Genomic DNA, 24,129 nt, shown 5'->3' on the forward strand with positions numbered 1-24,129 from the left:
CGAGTAGCATGTCTGGTCTCAGCCCCTGATACCGGCCCGTCGATACTCGCGCCATGCCCGCCGTTTCCGCCCGTTCCTGCCGTTTCCAGCCCACCCGGCGCCTCCCCGGGAGGATCGGCTGATGGGTGCGGTCGTTGCCCTCGACCGGCTGCTGGACGGGCGCCAGCTGTGGCGCGGCCCGGCCCGCCAGGGCCCAGCCAGCGACCATCTGGCCAGCGGCCATCCGGCACTGGATGCACGCCTGCCCGGCGGCGGCTGGCCGGCCAGCGGACTGTGCGAGGTGCTGCAGGCGGCGCCCGGCGTTGGCGAACTGGCGCTGGTATGGCCGGCACTGGCCAGGCTGAGCCAGCGCGACCGCCCGATCGTCCTGGTCGCTCCGCCCTACCGTCCGCATGCCCCGGCCTGGGCCGCCGCCGGGCTGGACCTGGGCCAGTTGCAGATCATCCACGCCGCGCCGAAGCAGGCACTGTGGGCCGCCGAACAGTGCCTGCGCTCTGCGGCCTGCGCGGCGGTACTGTGCTGGCCGCACCAGGCCGACGACCGTTCACTGCGCCGGCTGCAGGTGGCTGCCGACAGCGGCCAGTGCCTGGGCTTCGTGTTCCGCGAGGCGCAGGCCGCGCGCAATCCCTCCCCGGCCAGCCTGCGCCTGCAGCTCGACCACGGCCAGGTGCGGGTGCTGAAGTGCCGTGGCGGGTTGCCGCCGGCGCAGCCGTTGCCGCTGGCCATCGCCCACTGAGGACGCGCCATGCACTGGGCCTGCCTGTTGTTGCCGCAGCTGGCGCTGGACAGCGTGCTGCGCCTGCAGCCGGATCCGCAGCGGCCGCTGGTCCTGCTGCAGGGGCCGGCGCAGCGTCGCGTGCTGCGCGCGGTCAGCCCGTCGGCACGTGCAGCAGGGCTGCGCCCAGGCATGCTGCTTTCGGCTGCGCAGGTACTGGTGCAGGACATGCAGCTGCACGACTACGACCCGAGTGCCGAACAGCACACCCGGCAGCTGCTGGCCAGCTGGGCCTATGCCTACAGCTCGCAGGTCAGCCTCGATTTTCCGCATGCGCTGGTGCTGGAAATCGGTGCCAGCCGCGCCCTGTTCGGTGACTGGCTGACGATCCAGCAGCGCCTGCGCAACGAACTGCACGAACTCGGCTTCCGCCACCGCCTGGTGGCCGCGCCTACCCCACATGCCGCGCGCGTGCTGGCCAACGTCCACGATGGCCTCGGCCTTGATGCGCAGCAGCTGCCGGCGGCGCTGGCGCAGCTGCCCCTGGCACGTTGCGGCCTGCCCAGCGAGGCGGTGACCGTGCTTGGCCGTTCCGGCCTGCGCACGCTGGGGGCGGTGCTCAAGCTGCCGCGCGACAGCCTGGCCCGGCGCTTCGCCCCCGAGGTCCTGCAGCAGCTGGATGCATTGCGCGGGCTGCCCACCGCGCCATTGCGCTACTACCAGCCACCGGACCGTTTTGATGCGCGCATCGAATTCGAATACGAGATCGAATCCAGCCAGGCCCTGCTGTTCCCGCTGCGCCGCCTGCTGCTCGACCTGGCCGCCTTCCTGTGCTCGCGCGATGGCGGCGTGCAGCGCTTCGACCTGCATTTCGAGCATGACCTGTTGCCGGCCAGCGTGCTGACCATCGGCCTGTTGGCGCCCGAGCGCGATCCCACGCTGCTGTTCGAGATCGCACGCAACCGCATGGAAGCGTTCGCCCTGCCGGCCGGCAGCCGCGCACTGCGACTGCAGGCCGAACAGCTGCCGCCGTTCGTACCCGCCGCGCGTGACCTGTTCGATACCCGTCCGGCGCAGGCGATGCCGTGGAACCAGCTGCGTGAGCGCCTGCGCGCGCGGCTCGGCGATGACGCCGTGCAGCCGCTGGCAGTGCAGGCCGACCATCGTCCCGAACGCGCCAGTGGCACCCAGCCACCGGCCAAGCCCCCGTCGTACTGGCCACTGCGCCCTGGCTGGTTGCTGGATGCGCCGCAACCGCTGCGTGATCCGAGGCTGCGCATCGTCACCGGACCGGAGCGGATCGAATCGGGCTGGTGGGACCAGGCCGACGCGCGCCGCGACTACTACGTGGTGGAAACCGCGCATGGCCAGCGCGGCTGGGCTTTCCGTGACCGCAACAATCCACATGCGCCGTGGATGCTGCACGGCTGGTTCGGCTGAGCCGCCATGCACAGCGAACTGCCCGGCTACGCCGAACTGCACTGCCTGTCGGCCTTCAGTTTCCAGCGCGGTGCTTCGATCGCCGAAGAGTTGTTCGCGCGCGCCGCGGGCCAAGGCTACCGCGCGTTGGCGATCACCGACGAATGCTCGCTGGCCGGCATCGTGCGCGCCTGGCAGGCAGCGAAGACACATGGCGTGGCACTGATCGTCGGCGCCGAATTCCAGGTCGAGGACGGGCCGAAGCTGGCCCTGCTGTGCACCGACCAGACCGCCTATGCCGGGCTGTGCCAGTTGATCACGACCTGTCGGCGGCGGGCTGCCAAGGGCGAGTACCGCTGCCTGCGCGACGATCTGCTCGGCCTGCCCGACGGTTTGTTGTGCCTGTGGCTGGACCGGCAGCCATCCGCCACCGATCTCGAGTTGCTGCGCACCGGCTTCGATGATCGGCTGTGGCTGGCGGTGGAACTGCACCGTGAACACGATGACGCACGCCGCCTGCAGCAGCTGCGGGCCTTCGGCGAACGCCACCGCCTGCCCCTGGTCGCCAGTGGCGATGTGCATATGCACGTGCGCCGCCGCCGTGCCCTGCAGGACACACTGACCGCGATCCGCCACCGCTGCAGCGTGGCCGAGGCCGGCTGGCGCCTGTTTCCCAATGGCGAGCGCCACCTGCGCCCGCGTACCGCGCTGGCCCAGCTGTATCCGCCCGAACTGCTGGCTGAAACCCTGCGCATCGCCGAACGCTGCCACTTCACCCTGGAACAGCTGCAGTACACCTATCCGCGTGAGCTGGTGCCCGAAGGACACGATCCGGACAGCTGGCTGCGCGTGCTGGTCGAGCGCGGCATCCAGTGGCGCTGGAAAGGCGGCATCGAAGCGAAGCAACGCACGCAGATCGAGCACGAACTGGCGCTGATCAAGCAGAAGAACTACGCCTCCTACTTCCTCACCGTGCAGGACATCGTGCGCTTTGCGCGCAGCCAGGACATCCTCTGCCAGGGCCGTGGCTCAGCGGCCAACTCAGCGGTGTGCTTCGTGCTGGGCGTGACCGAGATCGACCCGGCACGCAGCAACCTGCTGTTCGAGCGCTTCATTTCCGCCGAGCGCGACGAGCCGCCGGATATCGACATCGACTTCGAGCACGAGCGTCGCGAGGAGGTGCTGCAGTACGTGTTCAAGCGCTACGGCCGCGAGCGCGCCGCACTGACCGCGGTGGCGATCAGCTACCGTGGCCGCAGCGCGATCCGCGACGTGGCCCGCGCACTGGGCCTGCCGATGGACCAGGTCAACGAACTGGGCGCGGCGATGGACCACTGGGGCGGCAACATCCCATTGCCGGAAACCCTGCGCGAGCGCGGTTTCGATCCGGACACGCCGTTGATGCGGCGCCTGCTGGCGCTGACCGCCGAGCTGATCGACTTCCCGCGCCACCTGTCGCAGCATCCGGGCGGTTTCGTCATCTCCGAGCATCCGCTGTCGACCCTGGTGCCGGTGGAGAACGCGGCGATGGCCGATCGCACCGTCATCCAGTGGGACAAGGACGATCTGGATGCCACCGGCCTGATGAAGGTCGACTGCCTGGCGCTGGGCATGCTCACCGCCATCCGCAAATGCCTGGCGATGTTGAAGCAGCACGGCCTGCACGAAGGGCGCATGGACGCCATCCCGCCCAAGGATGCGAAGACCTTCGACATGATCTGCGCCGCCGATACCATCGGCGTGTTCCAGATCGAATCGCGCGCACAGATGGCGATGCTGCCGCGCATGCAGCCGCGCACGTTCTATGACCTGGTGATCGAAGTGGCGATCGTGCGCCCCGGACCGATCCAGGGCGACATGGTGCATCCCTACCTGGAGCGGCGGCGGATCCTGCGCGAACAGGGCCCGGAGGCACTGAACGATCCGGACAATCCGCTCTACCCACCGCAGCTGGAACGCGTGTTCGCGCGTACGCTGGGCGTGCCATTGTTCCAGGAACAGGTGATGCAGCTGGCGGTGGAAGCAGCCGGCTACACGCCTGGCCAGGCCGATGCCCTGCGCCGTTCGATGGCGGCGTGGAAGCGCCGTGGCGGTCTGGAACCGCATCGCGAGAAGCTGCTGGCCGGCATGCTGGAGAACGGCTTCAGCCGCGAATACGGCGAGCACCTGTTCGAGCAGATCAAGGGCTTCGGCGATTACGGCTTCCCGGAAAGCCACGCCGCCAGCTTCGCCCTGCTGACGTATAACAGCTGCTGGCTGAAATGCCATCATCCCGCCGCGTTCACCGCCAGCCTGATCAACAGCCAGCCACTGGGCTTCTACAGCCCCGACCAGCTGCTGCAGGACGCGCGCCGGCATGGCATCCGCGTGCTGCCGGTGGACGTGCGCTACAGCGACTGGGACTGCACCCTGGATTTCAGCAAAGGGCCGGCGGCGATCCGGCTCGGCCTGCGCCTTGTCGATGGCTGCAGCGAAGCGGCCGTGCAGGCCATCATGCGCGAACGTGCGCGTCGTCCGTTCGACGACGTCGGCGACCTGTGCCAGCGTACCGCGCTGGATCGCCGCCAGCAGGGCCTGCTGGCCGACGCCGGTGCGCTGCGTGGGCTCAGCGGCCATCGCCATCGTGCACGCTGGGATATCTCCGGCGTGGAAAACCGGCTGCCGCTGTTCGATCAGGCCCGCGCCACCGCCGAAGCGCGCGTGCCGCTGCCCCTGCCCAGCGCCTGGCAGGATATGCAGGCCGATTACCGCAGCACCGGCACCACCCTCGGCCGTCACCCGATCTCGTTCCTGCGCGCGCAGCTGCGTAGCCGTGGCTGCCTGGATGCCGCACAGCTGGCCGGGCACGGCCACGGCCGCCGTGTGCGCATCGCCGGACTGGTGCGCATGCGCCAGCGGCCACAGACCGCCAGCGGGGTGACTTTCCTCACCCTCGAGGACGAGACCGGCATGGTCAACGCCGTGGTCTGGCGGCACCTGGCCGATCGCCAGCACCGGGTGCTGGTCGATACCCAGCTGATGCAGATCGATGGCCGCCTGGAACGCGTCGATGGCGTGCAGCACGTCATCGTGCAGCGCATGCACTGCCTGGATGAACTGCTGCAGGGACTGCGCAGCCACAGCCGCGATTTCCACTGACGATACACAACGTCACACAACGAACTGGCCATTGCCGGTCCGCATCCGCTATCGTCGGCACATCCAAGGAAGGACGACCCGATGCCCCGTGCGCTGCTGCTGACCACCCTGGTGGTCTCGACCCTCGCCCTGCTGGTTTCCGGCTGGACCGCCTGGAGCCTGCATCGCAGCCAATCACCACAGCGCATCATCGAGGCGCGCGGGCTGGTCATCCACGATGCAAGCGGCCAGCCGCGGGTGATCCTCGGCGCACCGGTTCCCGATCCGCTCAGCCAGGGCCGCACCCAGGGGCCGCGTGCCACCGCCCTGTCAGGCCTGATCCTGCTCGGTCCCGATGGTTCCGAACGCGGCGGCTACGGCACCAGCGACCGCGGCGGCGAAGCCCTGCTCACCCTTGACGATGCCACCGGCACCACCGAGGTGTTCAAGGTCGTCGCCAACCCGGACCGCGGCGCCAGCCTGATGGTCAAGCACCAGAACAACACCGGCGCCATGCTCACCTCCTGGCAGGGCAAGCCGGAGCTGATGTTCGTCGATGACAGTGGCCAGTCCTACTACGTGCGCCCGGGCGCCAACGCCGCGCCCTGATCTGCTTGTGTAGCGTCGAGCCATGCTCGACTGCTTCTATCAACAGCAGCCGAGCATGGCTCGGCTCTACAAAGGCGAAGCAACGTCGAGCATGGCTCGACGCTACAGAGCGAACACCGCCGCCAGGTCATCCGCCAGCTGCCGCAGCTGCGCTGCCCCCAGCGCAGCGCAGGTGATGCGCAGGCCATGCCCCGGCGCTGCCACCGAGAACACTTCGCCCGCGCGCACATGCCATCCACGCGAAGCCAGGGCCAGCACCTGCGGATGGCTGTCGGCCTGCAGCGGAAGCCACAGGTTCAACCCTTCCATCGGCTGTGGCGTCGCTACGCCACGCGCACGCAGGAGCTCCTGCAACGACTGCAGGCGTTGCTGGTAACGCTCACCTGCCGAGGCAATCTTCGCCCGCTGCGTTGCCGACGCCAGCACCGACGTCGCCGCATCCTGCAGCAGATGACTGACCCAGCCGGTGCCGGACGCCAACCGCAACCGCAGCCGCATTGCGGTCGCTTCATCGCAGGCCAGCCAGGCCAGCCGCAGGTCCGGGCCCAGCGGTTTGGACAACGAACGCAGCAGTGCCCAGCGCCGGCCATCCAGCGGTAGCACCGAGTGATAGTCCTGCTGAGAGAGCAGCGCGTAATGATCGTCGATCAACACCGCAACCTGCGGATAGGCGGCCAGCAGCTGCCGCAACGCCCGCGCCCGCTTCGCATCCAGGCTGGCCCCGGTCGGGTTGTGCGCACGCGGGGTCAGCAGCACCGCGCGTGCACCGGCCTCCAGCGCCTGCCGAAGTGATTGGACCTGCATGCCATGCGCGTCCACCGCCACCGGCAACGGCGCGTGGCCCACGGCATTGAGCACATTGAGGCTGCCGAGGAAGCACGGATCCTCCACCGCGATGCGATCCCCCGGCAGCAGCCAGGCCGCCAGCAGGCGTTCAATGCCATCGACCGCACCATGGGTCAGCTCCAGCGCATAACCCGCCGGGCAGTCCGCATCCAGCGAGGCGCGCGCCAGCGCCTGCAGTCGCGGGTCGACCGTACCCACGCCATACAGCCGCGGTGCGGCCGGAGCCAGGCGCAGGTTCGGCAGCAGGCGCGGATCCGGGTTGCCACCGGCCAGGTCCTGCAGCGCCAGCCCCGGGGTGCTGCCCTCGCGCGCCAGCGGCGGCGGCAGGCCACGCACCACCGTGCCGCGGCGGCCCGCCGTGCTGGCCAGTCCCGCCGCATCCAGGCGCTTGTAGGCAGCAGCCACGGTGTTGCGGTTCACGCCCAGCTGCTCGGCCAGTTCACGCACCGGCGGCAGCACGCTACCGGCCGGCAGGCGGCCCTCGCCGATGCCGTCGCGGATGCTGTCGAAGATCGACTCGGCACTGTGCCCGGTGATTTTCATTTTGTCCTGTGCCAAAATATCTCTTGTCCTGTGCCAGTGTATCCCAACCTGGCCGCCCTGCATTGGAGGTGCCCGCATGCCCCTTGCCGCCGCCGACTGGCCCGTCGCCCAGTCCGTTGAACAGATCGCCGCCAACCTGGTCAAGGTGCGCCAACGCATCGCCGATGCCTGCGCCCGCGTCGGCCGCGACCCGGCCAGCGTGCGCCTGCTGCCGGTCAGCAAGACCGTCGATGAAGCCCGCATCCGCATGGCGGTGGCCGCAGGTTGCCACGAACTTGGCGAGAACAAGGTGCAGGAGGCACAACGCAAGGCCGAGACGATGGCCGATCTTGGCGTGCACTGGTCGGTGATCGGGCATCTGCAGACCAACAAGGCGCGCTACGTGGCGCGCTTTGCCAGCGAGTTCCAGGCGCTGGACAGCCTGCGCGTAGCCGAGGCCCTGCAGCAGCGCCTGCAACTGGAAGACCGCACGCTGGATGTATTCGTGCAGGTCAACACCTCGGCCGAACCGAGCAAGTACGGCCTGGAGCCCGACGCGGTCGAGGCCTTCGTGCAGCAGCTGCCGGCCTTCGATCGCCTGCACGTGCGCGGCCTGATGACCCTGGCCATCTTCACCCCCGATGTCGAGCGCGTGCGCGCCTGCTTCGTGCGCCTGCGCGAACTGCGCGACCAGCTGCAACGCACCGCCCCGCCCGGCCTCGACCTGTCGCAGCTGTCGATGGGCATGTCCGGTGATTTCGAAGTGGCCATCGAGGAAGGTGCCACCGTGGTCCGCGTCGGCCAGGCCATCTTCGGTGCCCGTGCCACCCCGGACAGTTTCTACTGGCCGAACAGCGGAGCACCGGCATGAAGCACGCGGTTGTCCTGCAACACGTTGCCTTTGAAGACCTCGGCACCCTGAAACCGTTGCTGCTGGCGCAGGGCTGGCAGCTGCACGTGCTGCAGGCCGGCGTCGATGTGCTCGATGGCGCCGAAACCGCCGATCTGCTGGTCGTGCTGGGCGGTCCCATCAGTGCCAATGACACAGGGACCTATCCCTTCGTCAACGACAGCATTGCCCTGCTGCAGCGCCGGCTGCAGCGGCAGCGGCCGACCCTGGGCATCTGCCTGGGTGCACAGCTGATGGCGCGGGCACTCGGTGCCAGTGTCGCTCCCAGTGGTGGCAAGGAAATCGGCTTTGCGCCACTGCTGCTGACCGATGAAGGCCAGCGTTCTCCGCTGCAGTCCCTGCAGGGCATTCCGGTACTGCATTGGCATGGTGAAGCGTTCGAACTTCCGGCCGGTGCACGCCGCCTGGCCAGCACGCCGGCCTGCCGTCACCAGGCATTCGCCATCGGCAGCCACGCACTGGCCCTGCAATGCCATCCGGAACTGGACGCCCGCCAGTTCGAGCGTTGGCTGATCGGCCACACGCTGGAGCTGGCCCAGGCCGGCATCGATCCCAACGACCTTCGCGCGCAGGCGCGTCGCTATGGCGCACCACTGGCTGCGGCCGCCACCGCGATGTTCGACCATTGGCTGCAGGACCTGCCGGAGACACCACAATGAACTACCGATTGCAGATCCACCGCGATGGTGCCCACTGGGGTCACTTCGACTGCAGCGGCCCCGATGCCCTGCAACGCATGGACGCCATCGCCGCACAGCTGCCTGCCGATCAGGGCTTCCAGCTGAAACGGCAGAAAGGGGTCAGCGAAGAGCGCATCCTGTCCAGCAATGCCGATGGCCTGCGCGTACTGGCTTCGCAGATCCAGTACCGCGACATCTGACCCGATGGTAGTGCCGGCCGCTGGCCGGCACCCGAATCTTCCGGCCAACGGCCGGCACTACCCTGGCTGTTCGCCCGCGTGCGAAGCTTCACGGATGCTGACCCTGCAACGCGGCAGCCACCACGGACTGCTCATCGCCCCGGGCTGGCCCTCCACCCGCATCCAACTGGAAGAAGAGGTACTGCAACGCCTGCTCGACGCGCAGGCAATGCTGCCTGCCGGGCTGCGCCTGCTGCTCACTCGTGGCTTCGAACCCAGCCACAGCCGTCTCGGCGGCTTCCGCCGCGTGGTGCGACGGCTCGGCATTGCAGTGTTCCGCACCTGCTACCCGCAGCGCCGCGATGAGATCGATGCCATCTTCGGTACCAACGGCCACGACATTGATGGCCGTCATATCGATGTCTCACTGGTACTGCACGGCAAGCGGCTGCGGCTGCTGCCTCTGGGCGTGTTCACCCCACCGCGCTGGCAGGATCGTCGCGTCGCCCATCATGCCGAGGCCGTCGCGCAGGTGAAGCGCAGCCTGCAGCAGTGCGGCTTCGAGCTGCATCACAACGCCACCGAAGCCCTGCAGATCCACTGCGACTATCGTCCGCGCTGACGCTGCGGCGGCCCATGCGTACTGCGCCTCATGCCATGGATGCAAATGATTCTCTTTTGCTGTAAGGTGCAGCTGCTGCCCTTGCCGCCGCGGGCTGTTCCCTTTCCCAGTTGTCGCCCGCCCCGTGTCCACGCCTGTCGAACCGACGGATGTCGCGCAGCTGTGCGCAGCCCATTACCGGCCGCTGCACACCCATGTCCGCCGCAAACTCCCGCAACGCAGCGACGCTGATGACGTCGTCCAGGAAACCTGGCTGCGTGTCGTCAAAGTCGCCACCAGTGGCCTGCTGAGCAATGGCCGCGCCTATCTGTACCGCGTCGCCCACAACCTGATCGCCGATCACTACCGGCAACGCCAGCGCCGTCGCGAAGAGGTGCTGGATGACACGCAGTTGAATGCCATCGCCGATCCTGCGCCGCTGCCCGAGCAGCGACTGCTCGACGCCGAACAACTGCGCCACCTCGACGCGATCATCGCCGGGCTGCCGCCACGCTCGCGCCAGGTGTTCCTGCTGGCCCGTGTGGAACAGTTGGCGCTGGCCGAGATCGGGCGCCAGCTGGGGATCAGCCGGCAGACCGCGCACGGCCATCTGCTGCGCGCCCTGGTCGCGTTGCAGCAGGTGCCGGGCGCATGAGCCAGGAGACCATTGCACGCGAAGCTGCACGCTGGTGGCTGGATGCGCACGACGGCGACCGCGATGAGAACGCGTTCGAGCAATGGTGCCGGGCCGATCCACGCCATGCGGCGCAGTACCTGCACCTGCAGGAGTTGTGGCAGGCCGGTGCGGCGACGCCCAGCCTGCAGCGGCAACAGCAGCGCAGGCAACGCCGTCGCCTGCGCGAAGCCGGCATTGCGGTTCTGTTGCTGTGCGCGCTGGGTCTCTACAGCCGCCATGCCTCGCCACCCGTGGCACAGGTACTGCGTACGGCCGCTGGCGAGATCCGCGAGGAAACTCTTCCGGATGGTTCGCATGTCCTGCTGTCACCTGGCAGCGAAGTGAAGGTGCGCATCGATGGGCAGCGCCGCCAGCTCCAGCTGCAGCGCGGCCAGGCCTGGTTCCAGGTCGCCGCCGATGCCGACCGGCCCTTCCAGGTGCATACCCCACAGGGCACCGTCACTGCACTGGGGACCGCATTCGATCTTGCCGTGCAGGGCAACAGCAGTGTGGTCACCGTTACCGAGCATCGCGTGCGCGTGGACAGCGGCAACGTCAGCATGCTGGCCGACGACGGCGAGCAGCTGCGCTTCGATGGGCAGGCAACAGCCCATGCAACAACGGCTGCCCCCGGAACATTGGCCTGGCGCGAGCGGCGCCTGCACTGGGTCTCGGCCCCGCTGGTCGACGTCACGCAGGGCCTGGACCGCTGGCATGGCGGGCATACGTGGGTCGTCGGCGAGCAGCTGCGCCAGCAGCCGGTCACCCTGCTCGGCAGTGCCGACGGTGCAGCCCGCAATCGCGACCAGCTGGCCACGCAACTGCAGGTGCGTGTGCTGCGCCTCGGCGCGGGCATACAGGTGTGGCTGCCGCCACGCAGGGAGCAGCGTGGTGGACCCTGACATCCGGCCTGCGACGGCGTCTCCCCAGGATGACGACGTTCTGCGTCAGCCCCTGGAGCCCCCGATGCTGTGCCCCCGCCCCATTGTCCTCGCCCTGTCGCTGGCCTGCACCAGCGCCCTTCCGCTGCTGCCCGGCAGTGCCCACGCACAGACCGCCACACGTACCTACGATCTGCCCGCCCAGCCGCTGGCGGCCGCGCTGGACGCCTACAGCCGGCTGACCGGTGTTGATCTGGTGATCGGCGCGGCGCTGCCTGCCGGTCATTCGGCCCCTGCTCTGCGCGGTGACTTCGACGATGCGCAGGCCCTGTCGCGCCTGCTGGCAGGCAGCGGCCTGCGACCGCGCTTCGTCGATGCGCGCCGCGCCGCCCTGGAACCGGCGCCGGCTGAACGCACCGATGGCAGCCGTCGCACCGGCCCGCTGCGGGTGCAGGGCACTACCGCGCACGGCCAGGCACCGGGGGCCGGTGCCAGCCAATATGTATCGGTCACCCACGATGGCTTTGCGCCCTCGGTCGGCAGCGAGCGCGTGGCGATGGCCGAACGCCAGGATGGCAACAGCCTGCTGCGTTCGATGCCCGGCACCCACAGCTTCCATTCGCGCAGCCAGCCGGGCCTGCAGGTCAACATCCGCGGCATGACCGGTGCCGGCCGGGTCAACACCATGATCGACGGTGTCACCCAGACCTTCCGCAACAATGCCGGGCATGGTTCGGGCGGTCCGTTCGCCTATGTCGATCCCTTCCTGCTGGCCGGTGTGGACGTGCAGCGCGGTGCGGTCGCTGGCGGTGACGGCGCTGGTACGCTGGCCGGCAGTGCCAACTTCCGCACCCTGGATATCGACGATCTGCTGAGTGAGGGCCGTGACTGGGGCCTGCGCGCCGGCTATCGCCATGGCAACAACGGCTATGGCAGCGGCCGCACCTTCGCCGGTGCATGGCGCCACAGCGAAGAAGGTGGCGACCGTCAGTTCGGCCTGCTGGCCGCCGCCAGCAGCAGCCGCAGCAGCGAATACGCGACCGCGCGTGGGCAGAAGAACAGCGCCGACCCCGGCAGCCAGCAGCCCAGCAGCTGGCTGCTGAAAGCACGCCTGCAGCCCAGCGACCAGCATCGGCTCGACCTGAGCCACATGCGTTACGAAAACGACTTCTACCACAACTACCCGTGGCAGATTTCCGCGCGCAACCAGCGCGCCAGCTACCAGTACACGCCCTATTCGCCATGGATCGACCTGCGCGCGACCTTCGCGAGCAACAAGACCCGGCTGTTCTATCCGCCGGTGGAAGATTCAAGCTACATCGGCCGCCGCACCCACAGCAGCCTGAGCAGCTGGACCGTCGACAACACCAGTCGCTTCGACATCGGCGCACTGCAGGCGCGCTGGAACACCGGCATCAAGCACCAGTCGGACATCTATGTGGCCGATACGCCCATCCTGCGCGGTGCCAACCCGCAGGGTCGCAGCCAGCTGGACAGCGTGTTCAGCACGCTGGAACTGCAGTACGACATCTACGCGCTGACTGCCGGCCTGCGCCAGGACCGCTTCGGCATCCGTGGCCACATCCCGGTGTGCTCGGATGTACCCGGCCAGTGCGCGGAGATCAATGGCGGCGACATCGACGTGCGGCGCAGCGAGCGCGCACTCAGCCCGAGCCTGGCGGTTTCACTGCAGGCCACTGACTGGCTGCAGCTGTTCGCCGAGGTCTCGCGGACGTCGCGTCCGCCGCGCGTGCAGGAGATGTTCTTCGAGAAGATCCCGCTGGAAGGCATGAGTGATGCCGATGGCGTTGGCGCCAACCCGTTCCTGCGCCGTGAGCGATCGCGCAACCTGCAGTTCGGCGCCAACCTCAGCGCCTCCTCGCTGCTGGTCGACGGCGACCTGGCGCAGCTGCGGGTCACCCGCTTCGACAACCGCATCCGCGACTACATCAAGCCGCAGTACCTGCTGATCGTGCATCCGCCGGAAGTGGAACCGTTCGTGGTGCCGATCGACGGCGATCCGCAACTCACTGCCTGGACCGATGCACTGGACGTGGACGACTTCAGCACCACCACGCGCTGGATGAACCACCCCGGCGTGGTGCGCATGCGCGGTATCGAACTGGAAGCGCATTACGCCAGCGAGCACTACCACACCACGCTCAGCTGGACCCGCTCGCACACCAGTGCGCCGGCCATCGAGTTCGTCAACCTGGAAGACATCACCTCCCTGCCCGACCGCTACTGGACGCTGGACGTGGGCGGCCGCTGGTGGCAGCAGCGCGTGCAGGCCGGCCTGCGCGCCGAGTACTCCGGGCCGACCGAGGAAGGCTACGACTTCTTCCAGACCCGCAAGACCGGCGGCACCGGCGTGCTGCTGGACTTCTACGCGAGCTTCAAGCCCCAGGCCAACACCACGCTGTGGCTGAACATCGAAAACCTGCAGAACAAGGCCTATGACAACAATGCCTCGATCGACAGCATCTTCAGCCCGATCCTGGACCGCGGCAACGGCCGTGGCCGCACCGTTTCGATGGGCGTCAATGTGGCGTTCTAGCCGTCGCTGGCTGCCCGTATGCCTGCTCGCGCTGGCCGCGGTGGCTGGCGCGCAGCCGGTGCCCGGCACAGTGATCGACCTGGCCACTGGCCAGCACCTGGACGAAGCCGCATTCGTGACACGCGCGGCGGACGCCCAGCGGCTGTTGCTGGGTGAACGCCATGATCTCGCCGGAGACCACGCCGCCCAGCGCTGGCTGCTGCAGGCCCTGAAGCGGCAGCGCCCGCAAGGTTCACTGGTGCTGGAAATGATCGCCAGCCAGCGCCAGCCACGCCTGCAGCGGGTGCAGCGCTGGCTGGCCAAGGGCAACCAGGCCGAAGGTGCACGCCTGCGGGAACTGCTGGACTGGGATACGCGCTGGCCGTGGGCCGCGTATGGCGGGCTGGTACGGGAGGCTGCCGATGCAGGCACGCCGTTGTTCGGCGGAAACCTGTCGCGTGCCGAGGTCAACGCGCTGCTGACCTCGACCGAGGGCGTGCGATTCCCGGTGGTCGCTGCCCGCCAGCGCCTGTCGGCGGTGGTGCTGGCCCAGCACGCAGACGCGGCACCGATGCTGGAAGGGATGCTGGCCGTGCAACAGGCCCGCGATACGCGCATGGCGCGGGTGCTGCTCGATGCGCCCGCGCCAGCGCTGCTGGTAGCAGGTCGCTGGCATGTACTGCGCGGTACCGGGGTACCGGGCTACCTGTCACAGGATACGCCTGCGCTGGTGATCGCATTGGCTTCACCGGGTGAAACCGTCGATGCAGCTGATGCCGATCTGCTGTGGGTGCTGGACGATGAGTGAGCGTGGCCAACACTGGCAGGCGATCGCGATCACCGTCGTCCTGCATCTGCTGCCACTGCTGCTGTTGGTGCACTGGGTCGCGATGCCGCCATTGCTGCCGCCGCCCGAGCAGGACGTGCGCATCAGCCTGCGCCTGCTGGCACCGGCCACGCCGCCGCAACCGGTGGAGGAACGCCAGGCCGAGACCCCCAGCCAGGCGCAGCAGGCCCGCGCCTCGCAGCCCACGAAGTCGCCGCCGCCACCCAAGCCTACGGCGGCACGCGAGGGAGAGCTGGCCGCCAGCGAAACGGGTGGGACGGGCCGCCAGCCACTGCCAGTCGCCCCGCCTGCGGCCGCGACCGATGCAAGTCCCGCACCGGCATCGATCACGGCCGCGCCGCCCGCTCCAGACGCGCCACCGGCAGACTTCCAGGCCGGCGCCGCCAGCGACCAGTGGGAAGCCCGCCTGATGGCGCGGCTGGAGCGTTACCGCTACTACCCTGCCGCCGCGCGCTCGCGCCGGCAGCAGGGCACTGCGTGGGTCAGGGCCAGCATCGACCGCGAAGGTCGCCTGCTGGCGCTGCGGCTGGAGCAGTCCAGTGGCCAGCCGATGCTCGATGACGCCGCGCTGCAGACCTTCCGTCGCGCGCAGCCGCTGCCGCCCATTCCCGATGAACTGAAGGCACCGCAGGAGCTGGTGGTGCCGGTGGAGTACTACCTGCGCTAGGCGGCATAAGCCTCCGCCTCGATCTCGAACAGCATGCCGTCCAGCGCCAGCCGCGGCACCGGGATCAGCGTGCAGGTGGGCGCCGAGCGGTTCGGCCAGCGCCGCCGCACCTGATGGGCGATGATGCCCAGCCGGTCTTCGTCGTGGTCCACCACCAGGATGCGCAACCGTGCGACATCGGCCAGGCTTGCCTGCGCCGACCGCAGCGCGATCTCCAGGTTGTCCAGCGCTTGCCCGACCTGTTCCTCGAAACCGGGGGAGAGATGGCCATTGGCATCCTCACCGCCCTGCCCGGCAATATGGATCACCCGCGCGGGCAGGCGCACCACCGCCACGTGCGAGTAGCCGTTGGCCGAAGGATCGTAAAGCCCCGCAGGATTGAACAGTTCCAGCAGGCCATGGCCGAGGCCCGGGGTGGTCAACAGGTTCATGCCGCGCGCCTCGTGGGGGATGCGAGGCAGTCTGCGACCTCAACATTGGTTCAGGTCAAACAGATCCGGTGCAACAGACCGGTCCGCCACGCGCAACGATCGCGCCCACGTGTAGATCCCGGCTCACGTCCACGCCGGATCGGCAGTGAAATCGATGGTCAGCCAGAACGTGCTGCCCCGCGCATCCAGCCGCACGGCGATCTCGTCGCGCATCGCATCGACCTCCCCCACTGAGCCGAGCGGCGTGGCCGGATCAGCCAGCACATGGATCTCGATGAAGCGCATCCGCCCCATCTTCGCCACGTGGCTGGTGAAACCGAGGTAGCCACGCTCGGCCACGAACGCCTGCATCACCTGCTGCACGCGCCGGTCCAGATCGTCCGGCGCAACCTGCAGCACTTCACGCATGGCCTTCCACGCGCTGCGCGCCGGGACCGGCAATACCGCCAGGCTGATCAACGCCAGCACGATCGAATCCAGATACGGCACCCAGTGGTGCCACTCACCGCCATGCAGGACCAGGGCCAGTATGAAGGCCAGCACTACTGCCAGGCTCATCAACCCACCCAGCAGCCAGCCCCGTACATCCAGCCACAACAGCGCCGAGCGCAGGCGCCGCGCCCGCTGGGCGACGAACGCCGCCATCGCCAGGTTGCTGGCACTCAGCAATGCCGCCCACCACAGCGCGGGCCCTAACTTCACCTCGTGCCCGCCCGTGGTCAAGCCGATCACGGCGTTGGCCAGCGCATACACGCAGGCCAGCGACAGGATCACCCCGCCCAGTGCCTCGACCATCGGTTCCAGGTGCCAGTAGCCGTACTGGAAGCGCGGGCTCTGTTCCCGCGCCACCAGCCGCAGTACCGACAGCGACACCAGGGTCAACGCAACGTCGACGAGGCTGTACACGCCGTCGAACAGGATGGCCTGCGATCCCACCAGCAGGCCACCGCTGAAGCCGACCACGCTGACCGCGATGGTGACCCCGATCGAGAACTTCAGGATGCGTTGCTCGCGCGCGGTATCCATCGTTCGCCGAAGGGCCGACCGTCGCCGGTCAGGCCTTCAGTACCTCCACCTTGTACGAGGTCACGTCGCCGTCGTGCTCGATGATGAGCCCGTGCACGTCCGACTCGAAGCCCGGGAAGCGGGCATTCTGCTCACGGGCGATGCGCAGCGACTGGATGATCGGCTCATCGCTGTCGCCAAAGCGCTCGCCCGGCATGATGGTCGGGATGCCCGGCGGGTACGGAACCAGCATGGTCGCCGCAATACGGCCACTGATCTGCTCGATATCGACCCGCTCGATCTCGCCCTTCACCAGGTGGTTGTAGGCGTCGGCCGGGGTCATCACCGGTGTCGGCAGATCCACGTACATCTCGCGCATCACCTTGGCCACGGCGAATTCCTGGTTGAACGAATGAAGCGCGTCGCACAGGTCGCGCAGGCCCCAACCGGCGTACGCGTTCGGATAATCAGCCGCCAGCGTGGGCAGTGCCTGGCTCAGCGGCGCGTTGCGGTCATACAGTTCCTTGAATGCCATCAGTTCGGTGACCAGCGTGCTCCACTTGCCCTTGGTGATGCCCATCGAGAACAGGAACAGCACCGAGTACAGGTTGGTCTTCTCCACGGTAATGCCGCGGCCCCACAGGAACTTGCTCAGCACCGCCGCAGGGATGCCCAGCTTGCCCATGCTGCCGTCCATCGCCAGGCCTGGGGTCAGCAGGGTCACCTTGATCGGGTCGATCAGCACATAGTCGTCGACCAGGTTCTCGAAGCCGTGCCAGTGTGCGTCCGGTTGCAGGTACCACTCTTCGCGCTTGGCCACCATCGGCGCCGGCGTATCGCCCTTGTCCAGACTGCGCTCGAGCCTGGTCGGCTGCCATACGCTGAACCACCAGTCGTCGCGCCCCAGGTCATCGCGGACATGCAGCATCGCGCGGCGGAAGGCAATCGCCTCGTCATGCATTTCCTGCACCAGCGAGCGGCCGGCATCGCCTTCCATCATCTTCGAGGCCACGTCACAGGCCGCGATCACCCCGTAATGCGGGCTGGTCGAGGTATGCATCATGAACGACTCGTTGAAGCGCTCGGCATCCAGGTTCCGTTGCGCCGAGTTGCGCACGTGGATCATCGACGCCTGCGAGAACGCCGCCAGCAGCTTGTGGGTGGAATGCGTGGTGAAGATGATCGCATCCTGCTCACGCGGCTTGCCCTTGGCCATGCCGTAGTGGTTCTCGTAGAAAGGATGGAAAGCGGCGTAGGCGTACCAGGCTTCGTCGAAATGCAGGAAATCGACCGCGCTGCCGATTTCGTCGGCAATCTTCTCGGCGTTGTAGCACAGGCCGTCGTAGGTCGAGTTGGTCACCACCGCGATGCGCGGCTTGGAGCCAGCCTGATAGGCCTTGCTGGCCAGCGGATTGGCGGCGATGCGCTGCTGCAACGATTCCGGCGTGAACTGATCCAGGCTGATCGGGCCAATGATGCCGTGTGCATTGCGGCTGGGGGTGAAGTACACCGGTACCGCGCCGGTCATGATCAACGCATGCAGCAGCGACTTGTGGCAGTTGCGGTCGACGAACACCACGTCGCCGCGCGCCACCGTGCCATGCCAGACGATCTTGTTGGCGGTGGAGGTGCCATTGGTGACGAAGAAGGTATGGTCGGCACCGAAGTTGCGCGCCGCCTCTTCCTCGGCATCCTTGATCGGGCCGGTGTGATCCAGCAGTGAGCCCAGCTCCGGCACCGAGATCGACAGATCGCTGCGCAGGGTGTTCTCACCGTAGAACTGGTGGAATGCACGGCCCACCGGTGACTTGGTGAACGCCACACCGCCGGCATGGCCCGGCGTGTGCCAGGAGTAGTTCGACTCGGCCGCATGGTGGATCAACGCCTTGAAGAACGGCGGCAGCAGGTTCTTCATGTAGTCTTCGGCTGCGCGCATCACCTGCCGCGAGATGAAGCTCTTGGTGTCTTCGAACAGGAAGATGAAGCCGTGGATGTACTTGAGCAGCTTGCTCGGCACCTTCTCGATGGTGCGGCGCTCGCCGTACAGGAACACCGGCAGGTTGGCGCGGCGCGCACTCTGCTCACGCAGGAAGGCAGTCAGGCGCTGGAACTCGCCATCCACCTCTTCGCTGCCATCGATCGAAATCAGCACTGCCGAGGCCGCCACGTAGGTGCGGGCACCGGCGCGCGCATCATCCAGGTTCAGGCCGCACAGCACGCGCTGGTCGTTGCTGCGCAGTTCTTCCACCAGGGCGCGGATCAGGATGCCGCCGATGCGCGGCGACTCGTAGTCGTTGTCGATGACAATGACCGGATAGTCCAGGGACTTGAAGTACACGTTGATTCTCCTTGTCGAACTCAGGAACGCCGGGCGCCGGCGCTGATGGCCGATGCCTCGCGGGCGCGCTGCCGCTGCTGGCGGCGCTCCTCGCTGAAGAAGGGATAGAACACGGTGATGAACAGCACGAACAGGAAGGCGTACTGCACGATGGTTCCCGACGAGCCGTAGATCGCCCACAGGCAGTACACAACGGTCAGGCTGGTCAGGGTCCAGAACGCACCGGTATGGACCAGGGTGTGCGAACGCTCGACCACGAAGTAGCAGGCCACGCACGAGTAGATGTAGGGCAGCAGGGTCAGTACCACGGCGGCCGACGTGATGACGTCGAACTGTGCCGACGCGGTTTCCGAGGTGGAGGTGACCAGCACCGCCAGGGTCATCAGCACCGCTACGATCAGCACGCCCTTGACCGGCACGTCGTCCTTGTTGGTCTTGCTGAAGATGCTCGGGAACAGGCCATCATCGGAGGCCGCCTTGGCACTCTGCGCGGTCAGCAGGATCCAGCCACCCAGCGAACCGGCCGCGCCGATGAACGCGCACAGGCTGACCAGTGCACCGCCCCAGCCACCGACGGCCTTGGCCGCGGCCAACGCGAACGGTGCGTCGGACACCTGCAGTTCCGCGTTCGGCACCATGCCCATGATTACCGAGGAACTGGCGATGTAGGCAATGGCAGCCAGGAACACGCCGGCCAGCGTCGCGCGGGCGACGTTCTTCTCCGGATTTTCGACCACACCGGCAGTCACCGATGCAGACTCGACGCCTATGAAGGCCCACAGGGTCAGTGCCGCGGCGCTCGAGATCGCACCGAAGTTCGACTCGCCAGACACGTTGTAGGCGCCCTTGAAGATGTCGGCATCGAAGAAGAACCAGCCGAAAATGGCGATGCCCAGGATCGGCACCAACGCAAAGCTGGTGGTGACCGTCTGCACGCGGCTGACGAAGGCCGGGCCGATCACGTTGGCAAAGCTCAGTGCCCACACCAGCACCAGCACCGCGATGCAACGCACCAGTGGCTCGGACAGGATCGGGAAGAAATAGCTGAAATAGCCCACCGCCGCGATCGGGATGGCGACGTTGCCGATCCAGTTGGCGAACCAGTAGATGGTGTTGGTCTGGAAGCCCATGTACGGCCCGAACCAGTCGCGCGCGTAGGCATAGGGACCGCCCGCCTTTGGGGCGAGCTTGCCCAGCTTGGCGAACACGAAGGCCAGCAGCAGCGCACCGGCGGTGGTGATCAGCCAGCCCCAGATCGAGGCGGTACCGATCTTGGCCAGGCTGGACGGCAGCAGGAACACGCCTGAGCCCATCATGTTGCCGGCGACGAGGAAGGTGGCTCCGACCACCCCGATTTTCTTTGCTTCTGCCATGACGATCTCCGGTACTGGCATCAGCCCGGCAGCACCGGGCGTGGGGACGGTTGCGCTGGCTTACGACCGCTGGCGCCTATTTGATGAAGTTGTATTGCAGGCTGCCCTGCACCCGGACCGTGTCGCCGCGTGCGCCGCCCTGCTGTTCCAGGCGGCCGTACAGCAGCTCCATGCCCATCGTCCACGACGGCGCGGGGCTCCAGATCAGGTTGAATACGCCGTACCGGCTCTGCCGGAAGGCATCGGCCGCCAGTGCGGCATTCCGCTCCAGGGTCAGCTGGCCGAAGATCAGGTTCGATCGCCACAGCTCGGACCAGTAGTGGGTATAGCCGACGAAGCCGCCGTGCAGGTCCAACGCGTCGAGGCGGCCATCGGCACCGACCACCGCGTCCAGCCCGGAGCCGGTCAGGTCGGCGGTATAGCGGCTGAGACCGCGCCCTCCCAGCGCACCGAACAACAGCAGGTCGCGCTCGCCCACCGACGCCGAGCCGCTCAACTGCACGCCGCCAGCCATGCGCCGGTCGCGCTCGTTGTCACCGTCGTATGCCAGGCTGCGTGCCACTGCGCCCAGTTGCAGGTGGCCCCAGTCGCGTTCCATGCGCGCAGTGACGGTCACGTCCGGCAGACGGTTCACTGCAGCGCGCTCTTCGCTGGCACCGGCAAGTTCGGTCTTCGGATCTTCGGCGGCGACGGTCAGAGTGTTGCCCTTGCCCAGCGCAAAGCTATGGTGGATGCCGGCCACCAGCAGATAGCCCGCGCCGCCTGGACCAGCGAAATCCAGCGTGTCGGGCAGGCTGTCCGGATCCATGAAACTGGAATAGTCATAGCCGGCATAGGTGTTACCGAGCTGGCCATAGGCGTGACGCAGCCGGAATTCGTAGCCATCGCTGCTGCCGAAGAAGTCGTTTTCCAGGTAGAAGCGGAGGTTGCCGTGCGTGGTCGGGCGCCGCGCCTCGAAACTGAAGCGGGTCTGCTTGGCGTGGATGTTGAAGTTGGACACGTCACGGTGGCTGCCACCGACCGGCATCGACGAAGGAATGAACTGGTCCTCGTCACCGGCTGCGCGGGAATCCGCGATGGCATCCAACTTGGCATAGCCGCCGATGCGGATCACCGTATCAGTGCCGGGAATGGCAAAGAACCCCTTCAGATCGGGATCGGTCGGGCCCGCGGCACTGTCCGGACGCGATGCCGCCGTGGATGGATCGGCGACCGAATCGCGTTGTGGCAATACGGGCTGGGCGACACCCGGCACCTGGGTGGGATGGATCACCCCCGTCGTGGCCGCTGTGGGGGCGAAAGATAACGCTCCGGGCTTCGCCTGTGCCTGCGGCTGCGCCTGCACAGGCGCATGATCCCGCTGCTCCAGCCGATCCAACCGTTGCTGCATGCCTTCCAGCGCCTGGCGCATGGCGGCAATCTCACGCCGCAATGCCTGCGCATCCTGCGCATCACCCTGTTGCGCGTACGCCGGCATGACCGCCAGTGCCCCGAGACATGCCAGATTCAGTACTGCCAAACGCATTGCATCCTCCCCGGACGAACACTCGCATCACGGTTCCGGAGCGCACGCATGCGCCGCCCTGGCCTCGCGTTGCCGTTGCTGGAAATGCGGGTACTGCGTCGACGACACCAGTCAGCCTGCACGCGGCAGACAACAGGACAATGACACTGCCCTGCCTCTATCAATGTCGCTTCCATCAAGGCCGCGCAGCCAGAGAGGTGGCGACCGCAGCAGTCTGGGTAACAATCAGGGAGTGAGAGTGTCGTGAATGGCTGTGCCGACCTGCCCGCATCCGGGCAGCCGCGGCGCGGCATCCATGGCGCGTTGACGCTGTATTCCATGCGTCACAGGCTAGTCCGCCTGTCGTTTTTGGCCTTGATTGGAATCAAGGCGCGATGTTTGATCTCAGTCACGATTCAGCCGTGACGACGAACAGCCCATGCGCAAGCAGTTGTGTTCGCCTGGGGCTTGGAACGCAACAGGCCCGCACGTCACCATGCGGGCCTGTGGTCGACATCATGATGCAGGCTCAGATCAGCGCGGGCCGAGCACCGTCTGCAGGTCATCCCCCTGCGGCAGACCGGCGCGGCGCTGCACCTGGCCCTGCGCATCCTGGAACAGGATACCCGGCGTGCCCTGGAACCCCATCTCGACCATCAGCACCTGGTTGGCGTCGAGCTTGCCCGCGATGTCGCGGCTGATGCTCGGCAGGGCCTTGATGCCGCCACGGTCGAACTGGTGCTCGTTCTGAAGCAGGGCCGCGCTCGGGTCACGCGCCGAGAGGATCGCTGCCGCCTTGGCCGGACTGTCCTCACGGATGACGCCGACCATGATGTGGCGCAGTTGTACCTTGCCTGCATCCACCCACGGACGCGCCGCCTCCCAGAATTTGTGGCAGTAAGGGCAATTGGCATCGCTGAAGGTGTAGACCACGCGTGGCGCATCGGCCTTGCCGTCAGGCACCCACGCGCTGGCTTCCAGCTTGCTCCACATCCTGGCGGACATCGGCGAGGCGACCAGCTTCTCAACCGCCTCTGCGGATACATCATTGCCTTCCGCGTCGAACAGACTGCCGACCAGTACGTGCTTGCCATCGGCAGTGACATAGGCCGCCGCCGGCTGCTGGCCACCGACCACGCCAGCGAAGCCCCGCAGGCCTTCGGGGGCATCGAACTCGGCAACGACCTCGAAACCGTGCTTCTCGATGCCCTTCAGCACCGCAGGGCGGTCGCCCTTGTTGGCAGCAGCTGCGGCGCTCGCGGCCGGTGGCGCAGCGCTCTTGCCCGGCGGCGTCTGTGCCTGGCTGCAGGCGGCCAATGCCAGCAGGACCGGCAGCAACAGCACCGCGGGGGCGGCGCGCAGGGAAGTCGACAACATGGGAACTCCGTAGTGAGATGCCCGCGCAGGCTACCGCAGCCGACGCAGTTTGTGTTCAAGACCGGCTGCCGTCAGTTCGCCGAGGTGCAGCTCTCGCAGGCGCCCTTCCGCGTCGAAGAACAGGGTCGAGGGATAGGCCTGCGCGCCCAGCGCCGTAGAAGCCGCAGCGTCGCCGTCCAGCAATACGTTGTCCAGCATAAGGCGTTCGCGCGCAACAAAACCCTGGACCTCGTCGAGGGTTTCACCCTGATTGAGGAACACGAACTGCACCTCCGCATGCGCCTCCTGCGCGGCTGCCAATACCGGCATCTCGCGTCGGCAGGGACCACACCAGCTGGCCCAGAGGTTCAACACCAGTGGCTTGCCACGGAACTGCTGCAGATCAACCCTGCCCCCCTCCAGGTCAGCAACCTGCACTGCTGGCAGGGGCATCTGCCGCGCCTGCCATGCGGACAGCAGTTGGCTGCCACCCGCCCACAGCAGCACCCCTGCCAACGACGCGCCCAGCACGGGCATGCGTAACGCCCGCCACGGGCGTAGTCGCCACAGCCCCCATGCCAATCCCGCAACCAGGACGATCACCAGGTGATAACCGCCATCGGCAATCTGCAGAATGCCCCACGGCGCCTCGCGGTACAGCGTGAAGTTCAAGGCTACGAAACTGATGCGGCCGCACAGCAGGCCGACCAGCAACATGTCCAGAACCATGCTGGGTGCAGAAGGCAGCGGCATGCCGTCCTTCCTGCGTGACCACAGGCGAGCCACAGCCATCGCCAGAAAAACGCACGCGAGAATCAACACCACCGGCATCGGCACCGGCCCAACGCTCGACATCAAGCCACCTGTTCAATCGTCCACTGACTGCATGGTCGAAGTGTCGCGCCCCGGTTGCAAGC

21 protein-coding genes are annotated in these 24,129 nt (G+C 67.2%); 13 read left to right on the top strand and 8 right to left on the bottom strand.

Going from position 1 to position 24,129, the window contains the following annotated elements; all coding sequences use genetic code 11:
- The first annotated feature begins 121 nt into the window (after positions 1 to 121).
- From imuA to G370_RS0108625, 4 genes are all read left to right on the top strand, one after another.
- Positions 122 to 736, top strand: coding sequence for a translesion DNA synthesis-associated protein ImuA (imuA, locus tag G370_RS0108610; protein WP_019660229.1), 615 nt, complete (start codon positions 122 to 124; stop codon positions 734 to 736).
- 9 nt (positions 737 to 745) lie between these two features.
- Complete coding sequence (locus G370_RS0108615; protein ID WP_019660230.1) at positions 746 to 2,155, top strand: Y-family DNA polymerase; 1,410 nt, start codon at positions 746 to 748, stop codon at positions 2,153 to 2,155.
- A gap of 6 nt (positions 2,156 to 2,161) precedes the next feature.
- A complete protein-coding gene (locus tag G370_RS0108620) occupies positions 2,162 to 5,272 on the top strand; it encodes an error-prone DNA polymerase (protein WP_019660231.1) in 3,111 nt (1,036 codons plus the stop codon).
- An 81-nt stretch (positions 5,273 to 5,353) separates the two neighbouring features.
- Positions 5,354 to 5,860 carry a hypothetical protein gene (locus G370_RS0108625; RefSeq protein WP_019336451.1) on the top strand — a complete coding sequence of 169 codons (507 nt, stop codon included), beginning with the start codon at positions 5,354 to 5,356 and terminating at the stop codon, positions 5,858 to 5,860.
- A gap of 102 nt (positions 5,861 to 5,962) precedes the next feature.
- Here the strand turns inward: G370_RS0108625 and ptsJ are convergent, their stop codons facing one another.
- On the bottom strand, positions 5,963 to 7,249 hold the full coding sequence (gene ptsJ, locus G370_RS0108630) for a MocR-like B6 salvage transcription factor PtsJ (RefSeq protein ID WP_019660232.1): 1,287 nt from the start codon (positions 7,247 to 7,249) through the stop codon (positions 5,963 to 5,965).
- Positions 7,250 to 7,325: 76 nt separating this feature from the next.
- Here ptsJ and G370_RS0108635 point away from each other — a divergent pair, with 76 nt between their 5' ends.
- The 9 genes from G370_RS0108635 to G370_RS0108675 all read left to right on the top strand — a co-directional run bounded on the left by G370_RS0108635 (position 7,326) and on the right by G370_RS0108675 (position 15,205).
- A complete protein-coding gene (locus G370_RS0108635) occupies positions 7,326 to 8,099 on the top strand; it encodes a YggS family pyridoxal phosphate-dependent enzyme (RefSeq protein WP_019660233.1) in 774 nt (257 codons plus the stop codon).
- A complete protein-coding gene (locus G370_RS0108640; RefSeq protein WP_019660234.1) occupies positions 8,096 to 8,797 on the top strand; it encodes a glutamine amidotransferase in 702 nt (233 codons plus the stop codon). The genes G370_RS0108635 and G370_RS0108640 overlap by 4 nt, the downstream gene beginning before the upstream one ends.
- Positions 8,794 to 9,018 carry a hypothetical protein gene (locus tag G370_RS0108645; RefSeq protein ID WP_010485009.1) on the top strand — a complete coding sequence of 75 codons (225 nt, stop codon included), beginning with the start codon at positions 8,794 to 8,796 and terminating at the stop codon, positions 9,016 to 9,018. The genes G370_RS0108640 and G370_RS0108645 overlap by 4 nt, the downstream gene beginning before the upstream one ends.
- 94 nt (positions 9,019 to 9,112) lie before the next feature.
- Complete coding sequence (locus G370_RS0108650) at positions 9,113 to 9,619, top strand: hypothetical protein (RefSeq protein ID WP_019660235.1); 507 nt, start codon at positions 9,113 to 9,115, stop codon at positions 9,617 to 9,619.
- Positions 9,620 to 9,743: 124 nt separating this feature from the next.
- Complete coding sequence (locus G370_RS0108655) at positions 9,744 to 10,253, top strand: RNA polymerase sigma factor (RefSeq protein WP_019660236.1); 510 nt, start codon at positions 9,744 to 9,746, stop codon at positions 10,251 to 10,253.
- Positions 10,250 to 11,176, top strand: coding sequence for a FecR family protein (locus G370_RS0108660; RefSeq protein WP_019660237.1), 927 nt, complete (start codon positions 10,250 to 10,252; stop codon positions 11,174 to 11,176). Before G370_RS0108655 ends, G370_RS0108660 begins: the two co-directional genes overlap by 4 nt.
- A gap of 64 nt (positions 11,177 to 11,240) precedes the next feature.
- Positions 11,241 to 13,712: a TonB-dependent receptor gene (locus tag G370_RS0108665; RefSeq protein WP_026347051.1), complete on the top strand. Its 2,472-nt coding sequence runs from the start codon at positions 11,241 to 11,243 to the stop codon at positions 13,710 to 13,712.
- On the top strand, positions 13,699 to 14,499 hold the full coding sequence (locus G370_RS0108670) for a ChaN family lipoprotein (protein WP_019660239.1): 801 nt from the start codon (positions 13,699 to 13,701) through the stop codon (positions 14,497 to 14,499). The genes G370_RS0108665 and G370_RS0108670 overlap by 14 nt, the downstream gene beginning before the upstream one ends.
- Positions 14,492 to 15,205 (top strand): energy transducer TonB family protein, encoded by a 714-nt coding sequence (locus G370_RS0108675; RefSeq protein WP_019660240.1) that lies wholly within the window; start codon positions 14,492 to 14,494, stop codon positions 15,203 to 15,205. The genes G370_RS0108670 and G370_RS0108675 overlap by 8 nt, the downstream gene beginning before the upstream one ends.
- Here the strand turns inward: G370_RS0108675 and G370_RS0108680 are convergent.
- The 7 genes from G370_RS0108680 to G370_RS0108710 form a co-directional block, all read right to left on the bottom strand.
- Positions 15,202 to 15,636, bottom strand: a complete 435-nt coding sequence (locus G370_RS0108680; protein ID WP_019660241.1) for a RidA family protein — start codon at positions 15,634 to 15,636, stop codon at positions 15,202 to 15,204. The genes G370_RS0108675 and G370_RS0108680 overlap by 4 nt on opposite strands.
- A gap of 123 nt (positions 15,637 to 15,759) precedes the next feature.
- Positions 15,760 to 16,662 carry a cation diffusion facilitator family transporter gene (locus tag G370_RS0108685; protein WP_019660242.1) on the bottom strand — a complete coding sequence of 301 codons (903 nt, stop codon included), beginning with the start codon at positions 16,660 to 16,662 and terminating at the stop codon, positions 15,760 to 15,762.
- A gap of 28 nt (positions 16,663 to 16,690) precedes the next feature.
- A complete protein-coding gene (locus G370_RS0108690; protein ID WP_019660243.1) occupies positions 16,691 to 18,979 on the bottom strand; it encodes an Orn/Lys/Arg family decarboxylase in 2,289 nt (762 codons plus the stop codon).
- A gap of 20 nt (positions 18,980 to 18,999) precedes the next feature.
- Complete coding sequence (gene adiC / locus G370_RS0108695) at positions 19,000 to 20,352, bottom strand: arginine/agmatine antiporter (RefSeq protein WP_019660244.1); 1,353 nt, start codon at positions 20,350 to 20,352, stop codon at positions 19,000 to 19,002.
- Positions 20,353 to 20,428: 76 nt separating this feature from the next.
- Positions 20,429 to 21,877 (bottom strand): DcaP family trimeric outer membrane transporter, encoded by a 1,449-nt coding sequence (locus G370_RS0108700; RefSeq protein ID WP_019660245.1) that lies wholly within the window; start codon positions 21,875 to 21,877, stop codon positions 20,429 to 20,431.
- Between the two features lie 513 nt (positions 21,878 to 22,390).
- On the bottom strand, positions 22,391 to 23,233 hold the full coding sequence (gene dsbG / locus G370_RS0108705; protein WP_019660246.1) for a thiol:disulfide interchange protein DsbG: 843 nt from the start codon (positions 23,231 to 23,233) through the stop codon (positions 22,391 to 22,393).
- Positions 23,234 to 23,263: 30 nt separating this feature from the next.
- The gene (locus G370_RS0108710; RefSeq protein ID WP_019660247.1) at positions 23,264 to 24,067 is read right to left on the bottom strand and encodes a TlpA disulfide reductase family protein; all 804 of its coding nucleotides are present in this window, start codon (positions 24,065 to 24,067) and stop codon (positions 23,264 to 23,266) included.
- Positions 24,068 to 24,129 lie beyond the last annotated feature (62 nt).

The sequence above is a fragment of the Stenotrophomonas hibiscicola ATCC 19867 genome (assembly GCF_000382065.1).
Taxonomy (GTDB): domain Bacteria; phylum Pseudomonadota; class Gammaproteobacteria; order Xanthomonadales; family Xanthomonadaceae; genus Stenotrophomonas; species Stenotrophomonas hibiscicola.

Coding starts and splice junctions, on each gene's coding strand:
- G370_RS0108640 (WP_019660234.1), top strand. CDS start 8,096: ATGAAGCACGCGGTTGTCCTGCAACACGTTGCCTTTGAAGACCTCGGC.
- G370_RS0108675 (WP_019660240.1), top strand. CDS start 14,492: ATGAGTGAGCGTGGCCAACACTGGCAGGCGATCGCGATCACCGTCGTC.
- G370_RS0108700 (WP_019660245.1), bottom strand. CDS start 21,877: ATGCGTTTGGCAGTACTGAATCTGGCATGTCTCGGGGCACTGGCGGTC.
- dsbG (WP_019660246.1), bottom strand. CDS start 23,233: ATGTTGTCGACTTCCCTGCGCGCCGCCCCCGCGGTGCTGTTGCTGCCG.
- G370_RS0108635 (WP_019660233.1), top strand. CDS start 7,326: ATGCCCCTTGCCGCCGCCGACTGGCCCGTCGCCCAGTCCGTTGAACAG.
- G370_RS0108615 (WP_019660230.1), top strand. CDS start 746: ATGCACTGGGCCTGCCTGTTGTTGCCGCAGCTGGCGCTGGACAGCGTG.
- imuA (WP_019660229.1), top strand. CDS start 122: ATGGGTGCGGTCGTTGCCCTCGACCGGCTGCTGGACGGGCGCCAGCTG.
- G370_RS0108665 (WP_026347051.1), top strand. CDS start 11,241: ATGCTGTGCCCCCGCCCCATTGTCCTCGCCCTGTCGCTGGCCTGCACC.
- adiC (WP_019660244.1), bottom strand. CDS start 20,352: ATGGCAGAAGCAAAGAAAATCGGGGTGGTCGGAGCCACCTTCCTCGTC.
- G370_RS0108650 (WP_019660235.1), top strand. CDS start 9,113: ATGCTGACCCTGCAACGCGGCAGCCACCACGGACTGCTCATCGCCCCG.
- G370_RS0108710 (WP_019660247.1), bottom strand. CDS start 24,067: ATGTCGAGCGTTGGGCCGGTGCCGATGCCGGTGGTGTTGATTCTCGCG.
- ptsJ (WP_019660232.1), bottom strand. CDS start 7,249: ATGAAAATCACCGGGCACAGTGCCGAGTCGATCTTCGACAGCATCCGC.
- G370_RS0108660 (WP_019660237.1), top strand. CDS start 10,250: ATGAGCCAGGAGACCATTGCACGCGAAGCTGCACGCTGGTGGCTGGAT.
- G370_RS0108680 (WP_019660241.1), bottom strand. CDS start 15,636: ATGAACCTGTTGACCACCCCGGGCCTCGGCCATGGCCTGCTGGAACTG.
- G370_RS0108685 (WP_019660242.1), bottom strand. CDS start 16,662: ATGGATACCGCGCGCGAGCAACGCATCCTGAAGTTCTCGATCGGGGTC.
- G370_RS0108670 (WP_019660239.1), top strand. CDS start 13,699: ATGTGGCGTTCTAGCCGTCGCTGGCTGCCCGTATGCCTGCTCGCGCTG.
- G370_RS0108625 (WP_019336451.1), top strand. CDS start 5,354: ATGCCCCGTGCGCTGCTGCTGACCACCCTGGTGGTCTCGACCCTCGCC.
- G370_RS0108620 (WP_019660231.1), top strand. CDS start 2,162: ATGCACAGCGAACTGCCCGGCTACGCCGAACTGCACTGCCTGTCGGCC.
- G370_RS0108645 (WP_010485009.1), top strand. CDS start 8,794: ATGAACTACCGATTGCAGATCCACCGCGATGGTGCCCACTGGGGTCAC.